Here is a 16,726-nt window from a genome sequence, read left to right on the forward strand (position 1 = left end):
CCCGCAGGAAGGAAAGAAAAACATGCGCATACCCCGCATATATCACCCGGAATTACTCTCATCGAATACTGAAATTTATCTGAGTGATGAGGCGGCTAACCATGTTGGGCGGGTACTCAGAATGAGTCATGGTCAACAGTTGCAACTGTTTGACGGCAGCAATCAGATCTTCAACGCTCAGATTACCGAAGCTAGCAAAAAATCTATCAAAGTACATATCAGCAATAGCGAACTTGCCGATAATGAATCACCACTTAATCTCCATTTAGGGCAAGTCATATCCCGCGGTGAGAAAATGGAGTTCACCATTCAAAAATCTGTAGAACTCGGGGTAAATGTTATTACGCCTTTAATTTCTGAACGTTGCGGTGTAAAGCTGGATGGAGAACGGCTGGCTAAAAAACTTCAACAGTGGCAGAAAATTGCTATTGCTGCCTGCGAGCAATGCTGCCGCAACCGTATACCTGAAATTCGCCCAGTGATGCAACTCGAACACTGGTGTGCGGAAGATGATGGCAGTTTAAAATTAAATCTACATCCACGAGCCAGCCAAAGCATCAATACCCTGCCTTTACCTGTAGAAAAAGTGCGCTTACTGATTGGCCCGGAAGGAGGATTATCGATAGATGAAATTGCTATGACAACTAATTACCAATTTACTGATATCCTGTTAGGACCAAGGGTACTGAGAACAGAAACGACAGCGCTCACCGCAATTACTGCATTACAAGTGCGTTTCGGCGATTTGGGTTAAGGAGAAAGAATGATCAAAATCGGCATCGTGATGGACCCCATTTCATCCATCAACATCAAGAAAGACACCAGTTTTGCCATGCTATTAGAAGCACAACGCCGCGGCTGGGAACTCCATTATATGGAGATGAGCGATCTTTATCTGCACCAAGGGGAAGCACGCGCACGTACCCGCTTATTGCAGGTAGAAAACCGTCCACAGCAATGGTATCAATTCGATAGAGAACAAGATCTGGCATTGGAAACATTGGATGTCATCCTGATGCGTAAAGATCCGCCATTTGATACTGAATACATTTACGCCACTTATATTCTGGAGCGCGCAGAAGAGAAAGGCGCTCTCATTGTCAATAAACCACAAAGCCTGCGCGATTGTAACGAGAAACTCTTCACAGCTTGGTTCCCTGATTTAACACCAGATACATTAGTCACTCGCAACGCGGCTCACTTGCGTGAATTCCACCTGAAACATGGCGATGTCATCTTTAAACCACTAGATGGTATGGGCGGTGCATCAATATTCCGCCTGAAAAAAGATGACCCAAACGTTGGCGTAATTATCGAAACCTTGACGGAACATGGCAGTCGCTTCTGCATGGCGCAGAATTTCTTACCGGCCATCAACGAAGGCGATAAACGGGTATTAATTGTCGATGGCGAACCTGTTCCTTATTGCCTGGCTCGTATCCCTGCCCAAGGTGAAACCCGAGGTAACCTTGCTGCGGGCGGCCGTGGTGAAGCTCGCCCGCTTTCAGAAAGTGACTGGGCTATCGCCAGAGCTGTTGCTCCGACTTTAAAAGAAAAAGGGTTAATTTTTGTCGGCCTGGACATCATTGGTGACAAACTGACTGAAATTAATGTCACCAGCCCAACCTGTGCACGCGAGATAGAAGCCGCTTTCCCTGATATTTCAATCATTGGCATGTTAATGAATGCGATTGAACAACGGTTAGAGAAATAAAAAATTCTTTTTGCGAATTTGCCTGTCAGGGTTTGTCATTTATACTTTTAGCCCACATACTGTGGGCTAAATAATCCTTACACAGCAAGGTTAATTACTAGAAATAAAATGAATCTACAGCACCATTTTCTTATCGCCATGCCCTCATTATCTGATCCCTATTTCAAACGCTCAGTTGTTTACATTTGTGAACATAATGAAAATGGGGCAATGGGATTGGTGATAAATAAACCTATTGAGCAAATCTCCGTTCGGAAAGTTTTACAAAAGCTGAAAATATCACCAGAAGATCGGGATGAAAGCATCAGTCTAAACAAACCTGTCATGACTGGCGGCCCACTGGCTGAAGATCATGGTTTTATATTGCACACTCCCAGACCCGGTTTCAGTTCAAGTATTAAAATTTCCGATGACACAATGATCACCACATCCAAAGATGTCCTGGAAACCTTGGGTACACCACGCCAACCAAAACAGATATTGGTCACGTTGGGGTATGCCAGTTGGGAAAAAGGCCAGCTTGAAAAAGAGATAATGGAGAATAGCTGGCTAACAGCAAACGCTGATCCACATATTATTTTCAACTCACCCATTGCGGACCGCTGGCGTGAAGCCGCCTCTTTGCTTGGTATCAATATCTATAATATTGCGCCACAGGCAGGACATGCATAGATGAGTAACCGTACAATAATGGCTTTTGATTTTGGCACTCGCAGCATAGGCGCAGCCATTGGACAAGAAATAACAGGTACCGCCAGAGCATTAACCTCGTTTAAAGCCACAGAGGGTATCCCCAATTGGCAGCAAATCGAAAAATTACTTAAAGAATGGCAACCCGATCTGGTTATCGTTGGTCTTCCCCTTAATATGGATGGCACAGAGCAATTAGTAACAGCGCAAGCTCGTAAATTTGCAAACCGGCTGCATGGCCGGTTTGGCGTACAAGTCCAACTCCAGGATGAACGTCTGACAACCGTTGAAGCCCGCGCTCATCTGTTTGATCGAGGTGGTTATAAGGCCTTAAACAAAGGAAAAGTAGATGCTACTTCCGCTGTTATTATTCTGGAGAGCTGGTTTGAACAGCACTATTAAGCGTTATTAATAGCGATCAACTAACAGTAACAGCAATCAATTAACAGCAACCGTAAACCACGATTCGCGATTAACTGATAGCATTTTCTTTAATCTTCCTTTCCGTTTGCTCTGCCAGTAATCCCTGCAATTTACGCTGCTGCCAGCCCTGCTCATAGGTTTGCATCCCACTGGCAGCACCCGTCTGCATAAGCGTTGTTATTTGATAATTTTTTCCTTCTCGTATCAGATGACTCACAGCCTGATTAACCACCAATACTTCATATACAGCGACTCGCCCACCTCCCTGTGCAGAGACTAATTGCTGTGCTATCACGGCTTTCAAACTGCCTGCTAGCTGACTACGTACCCATCCTTTTTCTTCAGCAGAGAAAATATCTACCAACCGGTCAATTGCTTGTACAGCACCTCTGGTATGCAAAGTCGATAATACCAGATGCCCAGTCTCTGCCGCAGTTAACGCCAAGCGTATTGTCTCCTTATCCCGCAACTCCCCCAACAGTAATACATCAGGATCTTGCCGGAGAGCCCCTTTTAACGCTTCCTGATAACTGGGTGAATCCAATCCAATTTGTCGCTGTTGTATCAGACAATTGCGGCTATGGTGGATAAATTCCACGGGATCTTCCAATGTAATAATGTGCTGACAACTGTGGCTGTTCAGCATATCCACAATGGCCGTTAACGTTGTCGACTTCCCGCTGCCTGTAGCGCCGGTTACCAAGATCAACCCACTTTCTTCCCGCAAAGCCATTTCACGGATAATTTCAGGTGCTTTTAGCTGTTCCAGAGTTGAACACTGAGAGTGAATTAAACGCAAAGCGGCTGACAACCCGGAGTGCTGACGAAAGATATTGCCTCTCAATCGCTGGCCATTTTCTGTTTCCAGCGCAAAATCCACATGTCCACCCGTTAATAGCTGTTGTCGCTGACTTTCTGATAAAAACTGTCTACTCCACTCTTCCAACAATAGATTATTTACCGATGACAGTTGAGTTTGCGGGCAAAGCACTCCATTTATACGTAATACAGGAACTTGTCCAATACAAAGATGCAGATCTGAAGCATTATGCTTTACACTAAGGGCCACTAGCTTATCCATATTCATTTTTTTAATCTCCTGAGTCACCATGAACAATATTGAACAAAATTTACAAGATGTCAGGACCCATATAGCCATTGCCGCACAGAAATGCGAACGCGCTCCAGAAGAAATTACCTTGCTTGCAGTCAGTAAAACCAAACCTGTGGAAGATATCGAAAAAGCAATCGCTGCCGGGCAACGCCAGTTTGGTGAAAATTATGTGCAGGAAGGTGTGGAAAAAATTACTTATTTTGCAAATCGTAACGATTTGATATGGCACTTTATCGGTCCGTTACAGTCTAATAAAAGCCGGTTGGTAGCAGAAAATTTTAACTGGTGCCACACCGTTGACCGCTTCAAAATAGCACAACGCCTGAGCGAACAACGCCCGGAAGGAATGGAACCGCTGAATATTCTTATTCAAATAAATATCAGTGATGAACAGAGCAAATCAGGTATTCGACTTGATGAACTATCAACGCTGGCTGCCGAAGTGAACAAACTGCCGAATGTAAAGCTCCGGGGTTTAATGGCAATCCCGGCACCAGAACCTGACTATGAACGTCAATTGGCGGTTTTCAGGAGAATGGAGCAAGCCTTCCTTAACCTGAAAACTAAATATTCTCAAATAGATACCCTCTCAATGGGGATGACTGATGATATGGCTGCTGCTATTAATTGTGGTTCCACATTAGTACGAATTGGAACAGCCATTTTCGGTGCGCGTCAGTATCACAATTAACCATTTCAACGCTACGAGGTATTTAATGGAAAAACGTAAAATTACCTTTATTGGTGCCGGTAATATGGCTCACGCCATCATCGCCGGATTAATAAAAGGAGGGTACCCTGCCGAGCTAATTAATGTCTGCTCGCCAAGTAATGCCCGTCGTGACGCACTAACAAAAGAGTATGACGTTAACAACAGCAGTGACAATATTCGCTACGCACAAGAAGCCGACGTTATCGTTCTGGCGGTAAAACCGCAAGTGATGGCAGAGGTTTGTCAGCCGCTGAAAGAAAACGTAGATTTCAGTAACAAACTGGTTCTGTCTATCGCCTCAGGTATTTCTGTTGCGCGCTTTGATGCTTTATTACAAGATAAACTCAATATTGTCCGTATCATGCCAAACACTCCGGCATTAATTGGTCAAGGGTTAAGTGGATTATTCGCATCTGAACAAGTCAGCCAGTCTGACCGTGATTTCACTCAAGCATTAATGAACAGTGTCGGTAAAACCTACTGGGTAAAAGATGAAAACGGCATCAATGACATTATCGCCGTAGCAGGTAGTGCGCCCGCTTATTTCTTCCTATTTATGGAATCAATGCAACAGGAAGCGGAACGTTTAGGTTTCGATAGCCAAACAGCCCGTGAAATTGTTTTGCAAACGGCAATAGGTTCTGCGGCACTGGCCGCATCAAATGTAGATCTCCCTTTTGCAACCCTGCGTGAACAGGTAACATCTAAAGGCGGTACTACTGCGGAAGCATTACGTATTTTTTATGAAGGCAAATTGCCGGAAACCATATCCAACGCTATGCAGGCAGCTATTCGCCGGGCACAGGAAATGGAAAAACAATTTTAATTTTATCAAGGCTGCTAAATGCAATTTTTAACTTTTATTCTATTCACAGTTCTGGATTTATACATCGCTGTTTTATTACTTCGTGTATGGATGCAATGGGCTCGTTGTGATTTTTATAACCCGTTCGCCCAATTTATTGTGAAAATGACGCAACCGATCATTCGCCCATTACGCCGAGTTATACCGGCTATTGGCTCGCTCGATACTGCCTCCATTGCTGTCGCTTACGTTCTGGTATTGTTTAAATTAATCATGCAACTTTGGTTCAGTACCGGTACGGTTGCTTTCCTCACACTTTTCATCCCTATCGGGTTAATCGAATTGCTGACAGCAGCAGGTAAATTGGTATTCTGGTTAGTGCTGGCACGTGCTTTACTGAGCTGGATAAGTCAGGGGCGCAATCCGATTGACTATGTTCTGATGCAACTGACAGAACCGTTGATGGCGCCTATCCGCCGTATTATCCCAACAATGGGCGGCCTTGATTTCTCCGCAATGATCGTCATCTTGATCCTCTACGCACTGAACTATCTTCGTGCTGATGTTCTTTCATGGTTGATACAGTAAATAAGAATTAAATTGGATTCAAAATAATGCAAAAAGTCGTTCTGGCAACCGGCAACCCCGGAAAAGTTCGTGAACTGGCGCAATTACTGGCTGATTTTGGTCTGGATATTGTTGCTCAAACTGAATTAGGCGTAGATTCAGCCGAAGAGACTGGGCTGACATTTATTGAAAATGCTATTCTTAAAGCTCGCCACGCCGCGCAAATTACCGGCCTACCGGCGATTGCGGATGACTCTGGTCTATCCGTAGACATCCTTGGCGGCGCTCCAGGCATCTATTCAGCGCGCTATGCAGGTGAAAACAGCACCGATCAGCAAAATCTAGAAAAACTGCTAGATACGATGAAAGATGTTCCTGATGATCAACGTCAAGCTCAGTTTAACTGTGTGCTGGTTTATATGCGCCACGCGGAAGATCCAACACCGCTAGTATTTCACGGCCGCTGGCCGGGGATTATCGCACGTAAACCTGCCGGTAATGGCGGGTTCGGTTATGATCCCATCTTTTACATACCGGAATTAGGTTGTACCGCGGCTGAATTAACTGGTGAACAAAAAAATGCCGTTTCGCACCGTGGTCAGGCACTAAAGATGATGTTGGATACACTAGGTAATGCTTAAACTTCCACCACTAAGTCTTTACATCCATATTCCGTGGTGTGTACAAAAGTGTCCTTACTGTGATTTCAACTCTCATGCATTGAAAGGTGATGTTCCGCACCAGGAGTATGTTGACCATTTATTGGCAGATCTGAAAACGGATCTGCCAATGGTCAATGAACGGGAAATTACCACTATCTTTATTGGCGGCGGAACACCTAGCTTGCTTAGTTCACAGGCAATGCAACAATTGCTGGATGGTGTCCGTGCTCTCCTACCGGTATCGCCGCAAGCTGAAATTACTATGGAAGCCAATCCAGGTACTGTGGAAGCCGACCGCTTTAGTGGTTATCAGCAAGCGGGTATTAACCGAATATCCATTGGCGTGCAAAGTTTCAGCCCGGATAAACTAGCACGCCTTGGTCGTATTCACGGGCCGGATGAAGCCAAACGGGCAGCACATTTAGCCGCTAGTCTGGGGCTACGCAGTTTTAATCTGGATTTGATGCATGGTTTGCCGAACCAAAGCCTTGATGAGGCGCTGGATGATTTACGTCAGGCAATCGCATTATCACCACCGCATCTTTCATGGTATCAGTTGACTATTGAACCTAATACCAGCTTTGGCTCTCGCCCTCCGGTTCTGCCCGACGATGATGCTTTATGGGATATCTTTTCACAAGGTCACCAATTGCTGACAGCAGCAGGTTATCAGCAATACGAAACTTCTGCTTATGCCAAACCAGGCTATCAATGCCAGCATAATCTTAACTACTGGCGTTTTGGGGATTACCTTGGTATTGGCTGTGGCGCTCATGGAAAAATCACATTTGAAGATGGCCGTATTCTGCGTACAGTGAAAACCAAACACCCCCGCGGATATATGCAAGGACGCTATCTGGATAAACAGAATCAAGTAGAAAATGAAGATCGGCCATTTGAATTTTTTATGAACCGATTCCGTTTACTGGAAATGATGCCCAAACAAGATTTCAGTGATTTCACTGGGTTATCTGAGGCTTCAATCCGTGTTCAAATTGAACAAGCCTTAGCAGCAGGCTATCTCTCTGAAACAGCAACACACTGGCAAATTACTCAGAAAGGCAAACTGTTCCTAAATTCATTATTGGAACTATTTCTCTAGCACAAAAATTGCTTTCGGAAAATTCATGTTTCACAAAGATCGTCTCGTGTCATCTCGTGCATAGGCTTGTATGCCGCTATTGGTTTTGAGTTTATTTATAATACATTGCCCCTTACTGAACTTCAGTAAGGGCTTCTCATTAGATGGTAGCGACTGATTATCCAGTATCGAATTCCTGCTCCTTTCAGATGGCTGATTATCCATTTCAGATTTAAGTAATATATAAATTACAAATTAATCAAGGCATTAATATTGAAATAATAATTCACAATTTAATTTTTAATAATAAAAACTCAATGTGTAGAAAAACAAATTAACAAATATAATATAAAAATAATAATATAAATATTTGTGAATCTTTCCTATAAATATATTTACTCATATAGATAATAATTAACATCGATCATCAATAAGCGAATTGATTAAAATTTAATAAAAAAACATTCCACATAATATTAATTTTTAATATATGTGAATTACGACACAATAATATCATTTAAGTTTTCTCAAATACGACTATATTTAATTTTTGCTTGGTTGCATTTCTATTTATAAGCACGAACATTTAAAAAATTATTTTTAATTTCACTTTGATTGGGGTAATAAATGAACATTGAAAATAAAGAAATGTTATATACTTTATCTAAAGAAGACCTCGCTACAGCACTGACTCCATATTATAAAGATTTTTATGATCAACTTTCCGACCATCAAAAAGAAAATATTAGTTTTGACATGGTTGTAAATGATGCTTACAAGAGATTGCATTTCAATAATTCAGCTCCAACTAACACTGATAGAATATTAAAACCAACAGAGTATGCAGGTGTATCTCAATGCGTTCTTGCAATTGGTACAGTTGTCGCTGGTGCTTTTAGTCTTGCATTCAAATTCATGGGCATACATGAATCTGAAAGGCATTCAGCCACACAAGTATTATTGAAAAAATTAGGTCATGATGCTATACATGAATTACTTGCTATAGTTAAAGACCTTAAAAACTCTCCTTCTATTATTGATAAATCAAAAAATACTTGGTCATTAATCTCTGAAGTTAAGAATGATATAGGTATTTCTGGAATAATTAACTCCTTAAAGGAGTCAATGCATTGGTACGACTGGGTTATTACTGGGATAACCGCCATAGCGCAATTAACTATATGGTTTGCTACAGATGGAGTTGCATTTATTGCAGAAATAGCACTGGAAGGTCCTGCTATAGCCACATTGGTGCTTGACTCTGTAAACGCAGTTGATGTTTGTCTGTAAGACCTTTATCTGCAATCTAATCAAATTATTAAGGAACTTATTATTTATTATAAGTTCCTTTCAATATAAATATACCCGTCATCTTTCAAGTTGCCTCTTTGTTGGCTGCACTCACCCCGGTCACAGAGTTATCTATGCTCCCGGGGATTCGTTCCCTTGCCGTCGCGATGCATCTTGAAATCTATTGGATATATCATTATTCATATTATAAACTCGAATAAATCAGACACTTAAATATAAAACAAATAATGATTTCACCTTGTAATCTCAATATAAAAATCACCATTAGCATCTAAAAAAACTTTTCTGTTCAATTATATACAACAGAAATATATTTATAACTTCTTAATAGCCACATTAGTTTATATATCATATATTATAACAGATTAAAGTTCTATTTTATGAATAAATAAGACATTATTTCTAATAGAAAAATTCATCTATCTTTTTAATTATTAATTCTGGGAATAAGAATAATAAGCTAACTATTCATAGAATAATGCACCCATCGGGCAAGATGTAAACACAATAACCAAACGACAAATCATTGTTGTACGATAGTAACTTCATTTAAACCAAAAACCTGACAGCCACCAGCATAAATAACCGATAACTGTCAGATCAAACCTAAAACAATCCATTGTGGAACTTCAATCACTATTTACTATTCAAATTCAAAATGGCCCATGACCTGATTAAAGGGCATCAGCTACAGCATTAACTTGTGCAGCTAAGCTTTCCAAACCACCACCCGACAAATACCACAGATCAGATTTCAGATAAGTGATTTTGCCATTCTTATACGCTGAAGTAGATTTTATTTTATCATCTTCAAATTTTTGTTTGTCCAACTTACCTGCACCAATTGCTTCACTACGGTCAATAATGAGAATCACACCAGGATTAGCTTTAGCAATCATATCAGGAGTCACTACAACGAATTTGTTTTTATCTTCACCAGCAGGAATAGATAATTCTGCTTTCTGTGCCTTAACCACGTCATACACTACGCTCTGGTCATTCAGCACTAATTTACCTGCGTTATGCAGCAATACTAAAACTTTTGCATCAGAAGATTTAGCTTTATCCTGAGCTTTAGCAATAGTTTTTTCCAGCTCAACAATCTGCTCTTTCACTTCACTCTGTTTATTAAACAATTCACCTAATAACGTTATGTTATTTTCAACTGAAACCAGATAATTTTTGCTATCAATACCCAAATTAATTGTTGGTGCTATTTTTGACAGCTTTTCATAGAAAGGAGTTTGACGCCCGCTAATAACGATTAAATCAGGTTTAAGTTGCGCCAGTTTTTCCAGATTTGGCTCTTTCATACCCCCCGCATTTTCTACCCCTTTAGGTAAGCTATTACGGAGATATTCAGGCGTATTACCAGTAGGTAATGCAACAACCCTATCTGATAAACCTAATTTAACTAATGAATCATAAATACCGAAATCAAATGAAACAACTCTCTGAGGATTCTTTTTGACCTCAGTTTCACCGGAAAGGTGCTTAACTGTGATCTTATCATTAGCCTGAGCGGTAACTACATTAGGCGTAACTACAGCAGATTTCTGACTAAATGCGGAATGGCTTGCAACAGCAAATAACGATACCAGAACGACAGGGATTATCTTTTTCATATATCGCACTCCAAGAAAGGATATTTAGTAAACATTTGCATTCTAGGTAGCGAAAAAAATATGTCAATCTAAATAAGAATCAATTTCAAATTGATTCTTATTTGTAATTATTAGCAACTATTTAATAGAATTCAGTAACTCAATTCTTTGTTGCTCAAGGCCACTGACCTTACCACAAACCTCTTTGCCAAAACGCTGGAAATCTTCTTCCTGAACCCGCCATTCAGCTTTCAAATCATTCTGCAATCCACCCAAACTACCAAGCAATGATTGTAATGCCTGATTATTATCACCATTCAGGCTAAATTGTTTATTGCCAATCTCATTAATACTATCCTGTAACACCCCACCAAGACTTTGCTCGATTAAGCGACGGCTATCTTTTTCAACCTGCTTAATCGCTTGATGGTGGAATGCCATACCATCGGAGCGAGTTTCAATAATTCGGTTTATTTGCTGATTAAGCTCTGATTCAAGATCAGACAACCGATTACGCACATTGCTATCCTTACCAATAGTATCTACTACCACTTTATCCAAGGATTTACGGGCCGTTATCAGGCGTTTTCCGGTTTCTTGTTTTATCCAAGGCAAATCCTGCCGCAAAGCCTGCTGATAACGTTGTGCTTTCTGACGCTGTTCAGTATTTAAACTTAAGTTCTTACCATCGCGAATTACTGAACCATCAGGTGAAATCTGGAGATTGCCACTTGCCCCCACAACTTGAACTGATTGAGAAGTAATAATAATGTCATTCTGTGGATTTACCTGGCATTCATAACCTGCCTGAGTCTGAGCAGCAAATAGCAAAGATGCAGCAATAATAATTTTGCGTAACATGTTTTCTCCTAAGAAAATCACCTAAGAATTAAAAAACAGATCGACCAACACGATCGGCTAACAATTCTAGGGCAGCACAACCCGCTAAAGAGTTCCCCGATCGATCCAATTCCGGTGACCAAACAGCAACTGTGAACTCTCCCGGCACGACACACACAATCCCACCACCAACGCCAGATTTTCCCGGCATACCGATTCTGAATGCAAATTCACCAGAACCATCATACATACCACAGGTCATCATCAGCGCATTAATCTGTCGGGCCTGACGTGGACTGAGAATCTGCTGCTCAGAACCTATCGTACTCCCCTGATTCGCCAAATAAATAAAACACTTAGCAAGCTCAATACAATTCATTTTCAAAGCGCAATAATGAAAATAAGTTTGCAGTACCGCGAGTACATCATTATCGAAATTACCGAAGGATTTCATTAGATAGGCAATCGCCGCATTGCGGTGAGAATGCTCCATTTCAGAACGGGCAACTTTGTTGTCGTAACAAATATCAGGACAACCAGCAAGTTTGCGCACCACTTCCAACATACGCTGTTTAGGCGCACTCAATCGCGACTGCAACATGTCACATACAATTAATGCGCCTGCGTTAATAAAAGGGTTACGGGGTTTGCCTTTTTCCAGTTCCAACTGAACTAATGAGTTAAATGGCTGACCAGAAGGTTCCTGCCCGACCCGTTGCCAGATCTCTTGTTCCTGATAGCGCGTCATGGCTAAAGTCAGGCTTAATACCTTAGAAATAGATTGAATCGAAAAACGCTTCTCAGCATCTCCAGCATGAAATATCCGCCCATCGATGGTACAGATAGCTATTGCCAAGTTATCAGCAGGAACTTCCGCCAGTGCAGGAATATAATTTGCCACTTTCCCTTGGCCAATCAGGGGACGAACTTGTCGCAAAATATCCGACAATAACGTATTAGAGAACGTTGTACTCACTGATTTTACTCCAGACAGGGGTACTCATTAACCACCAGTAACCCCTGTTGTAATTCATGCAAGCTATTTTATAGCGATATACCCGTTATCTTTCAAGTTGCCTCTTTGTTGGCTGCACTCACTCACCCCGGTCACATCGTTCTCTATGCTCCCGGGGATTCGCTCCCTTGCCGTCGCGATGCATCTTGAAATCTATAGGGTATAGATTAATCAATCCCACCAAACATCAAATAGTTCAGAGGTCATGACATCTTCCATACCGCGATCCTTCAACCACTTTTCAACCAATTGGCGATGCTCTTCTGTACACATACCAATTTTTTGCAAACAGATTAAGCCTTCCCAATGCAGATAACCGCTGGCATCCAATGCTAAGCCATTAGATTCGATCAATTCATCAATAAACGCATCGACAGTGCTATCGATAATATCTACAGGTGTATTAGACGGGAAACTCCACTTAACAGAAAAGCCTAATTCTTTAAATTCATCAATATGCATCTTTTTACGCAAACGACGACTGCGGTTTTTAGCCATTACTTAATCCTCTTAAACATTATGTCCCATACGCCATGCCCCAACCGCTGACCGCGCAATTCAAATTTCGTTATCGGGCGTGAAGATGGACGCGGTACATAATCACCATTTTCAGACAAATTAAGGTAATTATCTACGCCATTCATCACTTCCAACATATGCTCAGCATATGGCTGCCAGTCAGTCGCCATATGGAATACGCCACCCACTTTCAACTTGCTTCTTATCAGTTCAGCAAATGGCGGCTGTACAATCCTGCGTTTGTTATGACGTGCTTTATGCCACGGATCTGGAAAGAAAAGCTGTACCATTTCCAAACTATTATCCGGGATCATGTTTTCCAGCACTTCAATCGCATCATGGCACATCACCCGCAAATTACCGATATTTTCATCTTCTGCGGAAGCCAGACAAGCGCCGACGCCAGGTCCATGAACTTCAATCCCAAGGAAATCTTTTTCTGGATTCTGACTTGCCATTGTGACAAGCGATGCCCCCATGCCAAAGCCAATTTCCAGCACTACAGGAACTTCTCGCCCAAAAAGCGCTGCCAGCTCCAGCTTTTCTGCCTGATATTCAACACCTATTTTTGGCCAAAGATTATCAAGTGCTTGTTGTTGACGATTAGTTAACCGGCCCTGACGACGAACAAAACTCCTAACACGGCGCAATGCCCTGCCATTTTCATCAAATTCCGGCGAAATTACGTTATTTATCATGGTATTTCTGTCAGTTTTAAAGGCATTTATTCAGCCGTCTATGGCTGCTTTACCAGCAAACCACCTAAAGAGAGCGCATTATCCAAAGATGGGCGATTTTAGCAAGTCCGATCGTGACAAGTACAATTTTAATACGAAATTGCGTAGCGCCGCGAAAACAAAGTTCCGGTTTACAGCGAGGTTACACTATGTTGCAATCCTATTCACGAAACACTGATTTTCCCTAAAGACAATTATCCCAATGATGGAAGCAAAGCAATTCTCCACAGTGGTACTGGATTGGTACCATCGTTACGGTCGTAAAACCCTGCCTTGGCAATTGGAAAAGACCTCCTACCACGTCTGGCTTTCAGAAGTGATGTTGCAACAAACTCAGGTTGCGACGGTCATTCCCTATTTTCAGCGCTTTATTTCACGTTTTCCCGATGTGACTTCACTTGCCGCAGCCCCTCTTGATGAAGTCCTTCATTTATGGACCGGCCTGGGTTACTACGCTCGCGCCCGTAACTTACATAAAGCGGCACAACAGATTGTGGAACAGCACCAAGGTAAATTCCCGACAACTTTTGAAGATGTTGTCGCTCTACCTGGCGTTGGTCGTTCAACAGCAGGCGCAATCCTTTCACTTTCTCAAGGTAAACATTTCCCAATTCTTGATGGCAATGTTAAACGGGTATTGGCCCGCTGTTATGCCGTGGAAGGTTGGCCGGGTAAAAAAGAAGTTGAAAGCAGCCTCTGGCAAATCAGCACCAATGTAACGCCGGTACAAGAGGTAGAATATTTTAATCAGGCGATGATGGATTTAGGTGCAATGGTTTGCACTCGCAGTAAGCCGAAATGTGAAATCTGCCCATTAAATCAAGGATGTATTGCTTACGCTAACCATAGCTGGACAAAATACCCAGGCAAAAAACCTAAACAGAGCATTCCTGAGAAAACAGCTTATTTCCTGCTGATGCAAAATCATGACTCTGTCTGGTTAGAACAGCGCCCACCAACGGGGATCTGGGGTGGTTTGTTTGCGTTTCCTCAGTTTGAAAGCATCGATTTGCTAAATGGCTGGTTAGCACAATCAGGTATTTCTCACAGTGAACATGAACAACTTACCGCATTCCGCCATACATTTAGCCATTTTCATCTGGATATTGTGCCGATAAAAATAAATATCTTATCCTTTGCTGCCTGCATGGATGAAAATAAAGGACTTTGGTATAACTTACAGCAACCCGCGACTGTTGGGCTAGCAGCACCAGTTGAATATCTATTACAACAACTGAGCTGAATCCCATACCCGCTATTTTGAGGATTTATTATGAGCAGAACTGTTTTTTGTACTTTCTTACAACGTGAAGCCGAAGGACTGGATTTTCAGCTTTATCCGGGCGAATTGGGCAAACGCATTTTCAATGAAATTTCCAAAGAAGCATGGGGACAATGGATGAGCAAACAAACCATGCTGATCAATGAGAAAAAACTCAGCACCATGAACCCGGAAGATCGTAAATTGCTTGAACAGGAAATGACTAAATTCCTGTTCGAAGGTCATGATATTCAAATTGATGGATATACCCCGCCAGAAAAATAATATTTCGTTTTCATCAGGGCCCACTGGCTCTGATGTTGTATTCAACACCAAATGGCAATGTAAGATGAAAAAACTGTTAGCGCTGTTTGTTATTGCCCCAATTCTTGTTTCCTGCACCAGCCACAAAAATCGTGAATACCGTGAAGAATATATAAAAGATACCAATGGTTTTGATATTTTGATGGGCCAGTTTGCTCATAACATTGAGAACATTTGGGGCTTGCATGAAGTATTAATTGCCGGTCCAAAAGATTACGTAAAATATACCGATCAATACCAGACTCGCAGCCATATCAATTTTGAGGCTGGAACAATCACGATTGAGACAATTTCACCAACTGACTCCACAACCTATTTACGTAAGGCCATTATCACAACCTTATTAATGGGTGATGATCCAGGTTCCGTTGATCTCTATTCTGATACTAACGATATTCAGATCAGTAAAGAACCCTTTCTTTACGGACAAGTCATGGACAATAACGGCCAACCGATTCGTTGGGAATGGCGAGCAACGCACTTTGCAGATTATCTGATTGCCAACAAATTACAAAAACGCCAATCCGGTTTACATGTCATTTGGTCTGTCACTATGCAACTGGTCCCAAACCATTTGGACAAACGTGCTCATAAATATCTGCCACTGATTCGTCAAGCCTCCATTAAATATGGCATAGATGAATCCTTAATCTTGGCAATTATGCAAATAGAATCCAGCTTCAATCCCTATGCAGTCAGCCGTTCTGACGCACTTGGATTGATGCAAGTTGTGCAACATACTGCTGGCCGTGATATCTTTAAGCTGAAAGGTAAATCAGGGCAACCAAGTCGTAGTTATCTATTTGATCCAGAAAATAACATTGATGCCGGCACAGCATATTTATCAATATTACAAAACAGTTATCTGGGGGACATCACTAACGCAACATCTCGTCGTTACGCGGTAATAACAGCTTACAATGGTGGTGCAGGTAGTGTATTACGAGTATTTTCTAGCGATAAGAAAAAAGCGGCTCAAATTATTAATAAAATGGCGCCGGGTGATGTTTATGAAACCCTGACAACCAAACATCCATCGGCAGAATCACGTCGTTACCTGATGAAAGTCAATACTGCCCAGAAAAACTATCATCATTAAAATATTAAGAAAATAACGGAGAGCAGTTTTTCTACTTTCCGTTATTGTTTTGCCTATATTCCTAGCTAATTGAATAATTTCAAAACACAAATCACTATTTCCAAAGAAATCTATTGACGAGTTCTACCGAATACGGTTTAATGCGCCCCGTTGCCCGGATAGCTCAGTCGGTAGAGCAGAGGATTGAAAATCCTCGTGTCGGTGGTTCGATTCCGCCTCCGGGCACCAATTCAAAGAGCGCTTGTTGG

19 protein-coding genes and 1 tRNA gene are annotated in these 16,726 nt (G+C 41.8%); 14 read left to right on the forward strand and 6 right to left on the reverse strand.

Going from position 1 to position 16,726, the window contains the following annotated elements:
- Positions 1 to 22 precede the first annotated feature (22 nt).
- The 4 genes from rsmE to ruvX all read left to right on the forward strand — a co-directional run bounded on the left by rsmE (position 23) and on the right by ruvX (position 2,806).
- A complete protein-coding gene (gene rsmE, locus OO184_RS18125; RefSeq protein ID WP_265380410.1) occupies positions 23 to 754 on the forward strand; it encodes a 16S rRNA (uracil(1498)-N(3))-methyltransferase in 732 nt (243 codons plus the stop codon).
- A gap of 9 nt (positions 755 to 763) precedes the next feature.
- The gene (gene gshB / locus OO184_RS18130) at positions 764 to 1,714 is read left to right on the forward strand and encodes a glutathione synthase (RefSeq protein ID WP_265380376.1); all 951 of its coding nucleotides are present in this window, start codon (positions 764 to 766) and stop codon (positions 1,712 to 1,714) included.
- A 108-nt stretch (positions 1,715 to 1,822) separates the two neighbouring features.
- The gene (locus tag OO184_RS18135; RefSeq protein WP_036814730.1) at positions 1,823 to 2,386 is read left to right on the forward strand and encodes a YqgE/AlgH family protein; all 564 of its coding nucleotides are present in this window, start codon (positions 1,823 to 1,825) and stop codon (positions 2,384 to 2,386) included.
- Complete coding sequence (gene ruvX / locus OO184_RS18140) at positions 2,387 to 2,806, forward strand: Holliday junction resolvase RuvX (RefSeq protein WP_265380377.1); 420 nt, start codon at positions 2,387 to 2,389, stop codon at positions 2,804 to 2,806.
- A gap of 70 nt (positions 2,807 to 2,876) precedes the next feature.
- Here ruvX and OO184_RS18145 read toward each other — a convergent pair whose 3' ends face one another.
- On the reverse strand, positions 2,877 to 3,914 hold the full coding sequence (locus OO184_RS18145; RefSeq protein ID WP_265380378.1) for a type IV pilus twitching motility protein PilT: 1,038 nt from the start codon (positions 3,912 to 3,914) through the stop codon (positions 2,877 to 2,879).
- Between the two features lie 22 nt (positions 3,915 to 3,936).
- Here OO184_RS18145 and OO184_RS18150 point away from each other — a divergent pair, with 22 nt between their 5' ends.
- From OO184_RS18150 to OO184_RS18175, 6 genes are all read left to right on the forward strand, one after another.
- A complete protein-coding gene (locus OO184_RS18150; protein WP_265380379.1) occupies positions 3,937 to 4,632 on the forward strand; it encodes a YggS family pyridoxal phosphate-dependent enzyme in 696 nt (231 codons plus the stop codon).
- 25 nt (positions 4,633 to 4,657) lie between these two features.
- On the forward strand, positions 4,658 to 5,479 hold the full coding sequence (gene proC / locus OO184_RS18155; protein ID WP_265380380.1) for a pyrroline-5-carboxylate reductase: 822 nt from the start codon (positions 4,658 to 4,660) through the stop codon (positions 5,477 to 5,479).
- An 18-nt stretch (positions 5,480 to 5,497) separates the two neighbouring features.
- Positions 5,498 to 6,046 carry a YggT family protein gene (locus tag OO184_RS18160; RefSeq protein ID WP_265380381.1) on the forward strand — a complete coding sequence of 183 codons (549 nt, stop codon included), beginning with the start codon at positions 5,498 to 5,500 and terminating at the stop codon, positions 6,044 to 6,046.
- A gap of 26 nt (positions 6,047 to 6,072) precedes the next feature.
- A complete protein-coding gene (locus OO184_RS18165; RefSeq protein ID WP_265380382.1) occupies positions 6,073 to 6,666 on the forward strand; it encodes an XTP/dITP diphosphatase in 594 nt (197 codons plus the stop codon).
- Positions 6,659 to 7,789, forward strand: coding sequence for a radical SAM family heme chaperone HemW (hemW, locus tag OO184_RS18170; protein WP_265380383.1), 1,131 nt, complete (start codon positions 6,659 to 6,661; stop codon positions 7,787 to 7,789). Before OO184_RS18165 ends, hemW begins: the two co-directional genes overlap by 8 nt.
- Positions 7,790 to 8,395: 606 nt before the next feature.
- A complete protein-coding gene (locus OO184_RS18175; protein WP_265380384.1) occupies positions 8,396 to 9,058 on the forward strand; it encodes a hypothetical protein in 663 nt (220 codons plus the stop codon).
- A 695-nt stretch (positions 9,059 to 9,753) separates the two neighbouring features.
- Here the strand turns inward: OO184_RS18175 and OO184_RS18180 are convergent.
- The 5 genes from OO184_RS18180 to trmB form a co-directional block, all read right to left on the reverse strand.
- On the reverse strand, positions 9,754 to 10,704 hold the full coding sequence (locus OO184_RS18180; protein ID WP_265380385.1) for a siderophore ABC transporter substrate-binding protein: 951 nt from the start codon (positions 10,702 to 10,704) through the stop codon (positions 9,754 to 9,756).
- A 117-nt stretch (positions 10,705 to 10,821) separates the two neighbouring features.
- The gene (locus OO184_RS18185) at positions 10,822 to 11,544 is read right to left on the reverse strand and encodes a YggN family protein (RefSeq protein WP_265380386.1); all 723 of its coding nucleotides are present in this window, start codon (positions 11,542 to 11,544) and stop codon (positions 10,822 to 10,824) included.
- A 28-nt stretch (positions 11,545 to 11,572) separates the two neighbouring features.
- Positions 11,573 to 12,499, reverse strand: a complete 927-nt coding sequence (glsB, locus tag OO184_RS18190) for a glutaminase B (RefSeq protein WP_265380387.1) — start codon at positions 12,497 to 12,499, stop codon at positions 11,573 to 11,575.
- A gap of 210 nt (positions 12,500 to 12,709) precedes the next feature.
- The gene (locus tag OO184_RS18195) at positions 12,710 to 13,036 is read right to left on the reverse strand and encodes a YggL family protein (RefSeq protein WP_049583164.1); all 327 of its coding nucleotides are present in this window, start codon (positions 13,034 to 13,036) and stop codon (positions 12,710 to 12,712) included.
- Positions 13,036 to 13,755 carry a tRNA (guanosine(46)-N7)-methyltransferase TrmB gene (gene trmB / locus OO184_RS18200; protein WP_132346720.1) on the reverse strand — a complete coding sequence of 240 codons (720 nt, stop codon included), beginning with the start codon at positions 13,753 to 13,755 and terminating at the stop codon, positions 13,036 to 13,038. Before trmB ends, OO184_RS18195 begins: the two co-directional genes overlap by 1 nt.
- Positions 13,756 to 13,996: 241 nt before the next feature.
- Here trmB and mutY point away from each other — a divergent pair, with 241 nt between their 5' ends.
- From mutY to OO184_RS18220, 4 genes are all read left to right on the forward strand, one after another.
- Positions 13,997 to 15,037 (forward strand): A/G-specific adenine glycosylase, encoded by a 1,041-nt coding sequence (mutY, locus tag OO184_RS18205; RefSeq protein WP_265380388.1) that lies wholly within the window; start codon positions 13,997 to 13,999, stop codon positions 15,035 to 15,037.
- 30 nt (positions 15,038 to 15,067) lie between these two features.
- Positions 15,068 to 15,340 (forward strand): oxidative damage protection protein, encoded by a 273-nt coding sequence (locus tag OO184_RS18210; RefSeq protein WP_049583168.1) that lies wholly within the window; start codon positions 15,068 to 15,070, stop codon positions 15,338 to 15,340.
- A 64-nt stretch (positions 15,341 to 15,404) separates the two neighbouring features.
- Entirely contained in the window at positions 15,405 to 16,478 is a 1,074-nt protein-coding gene (gene mltC, locus OO184_RS18215; protein WP_265380389.1) for a membrane-bound lytic murein transglycosylase MltC, read from the forward strand.
- A 152-nt stretch (positions 16,479 to 16,630) separates the two neighbouring features.
- Positions 16,631 to 16,706: transfer RNA gene (locus tag OO184_RS18220), tRNA-Phe, on the forward strand.
- The last annotated feature ends 20 nt before the right edge of the window (positions 16,707 to 16,726 follow it).

The organism is Photorhabdus aballayi (genome assembly GCF_026153155.1).
Lineage (GTDB): Bacteria > Pseudomonadota > Gammaproteobacteria > Enterobacterales > Enterobacteriaceae > Photorhabdus > Photorhabdus luminescens.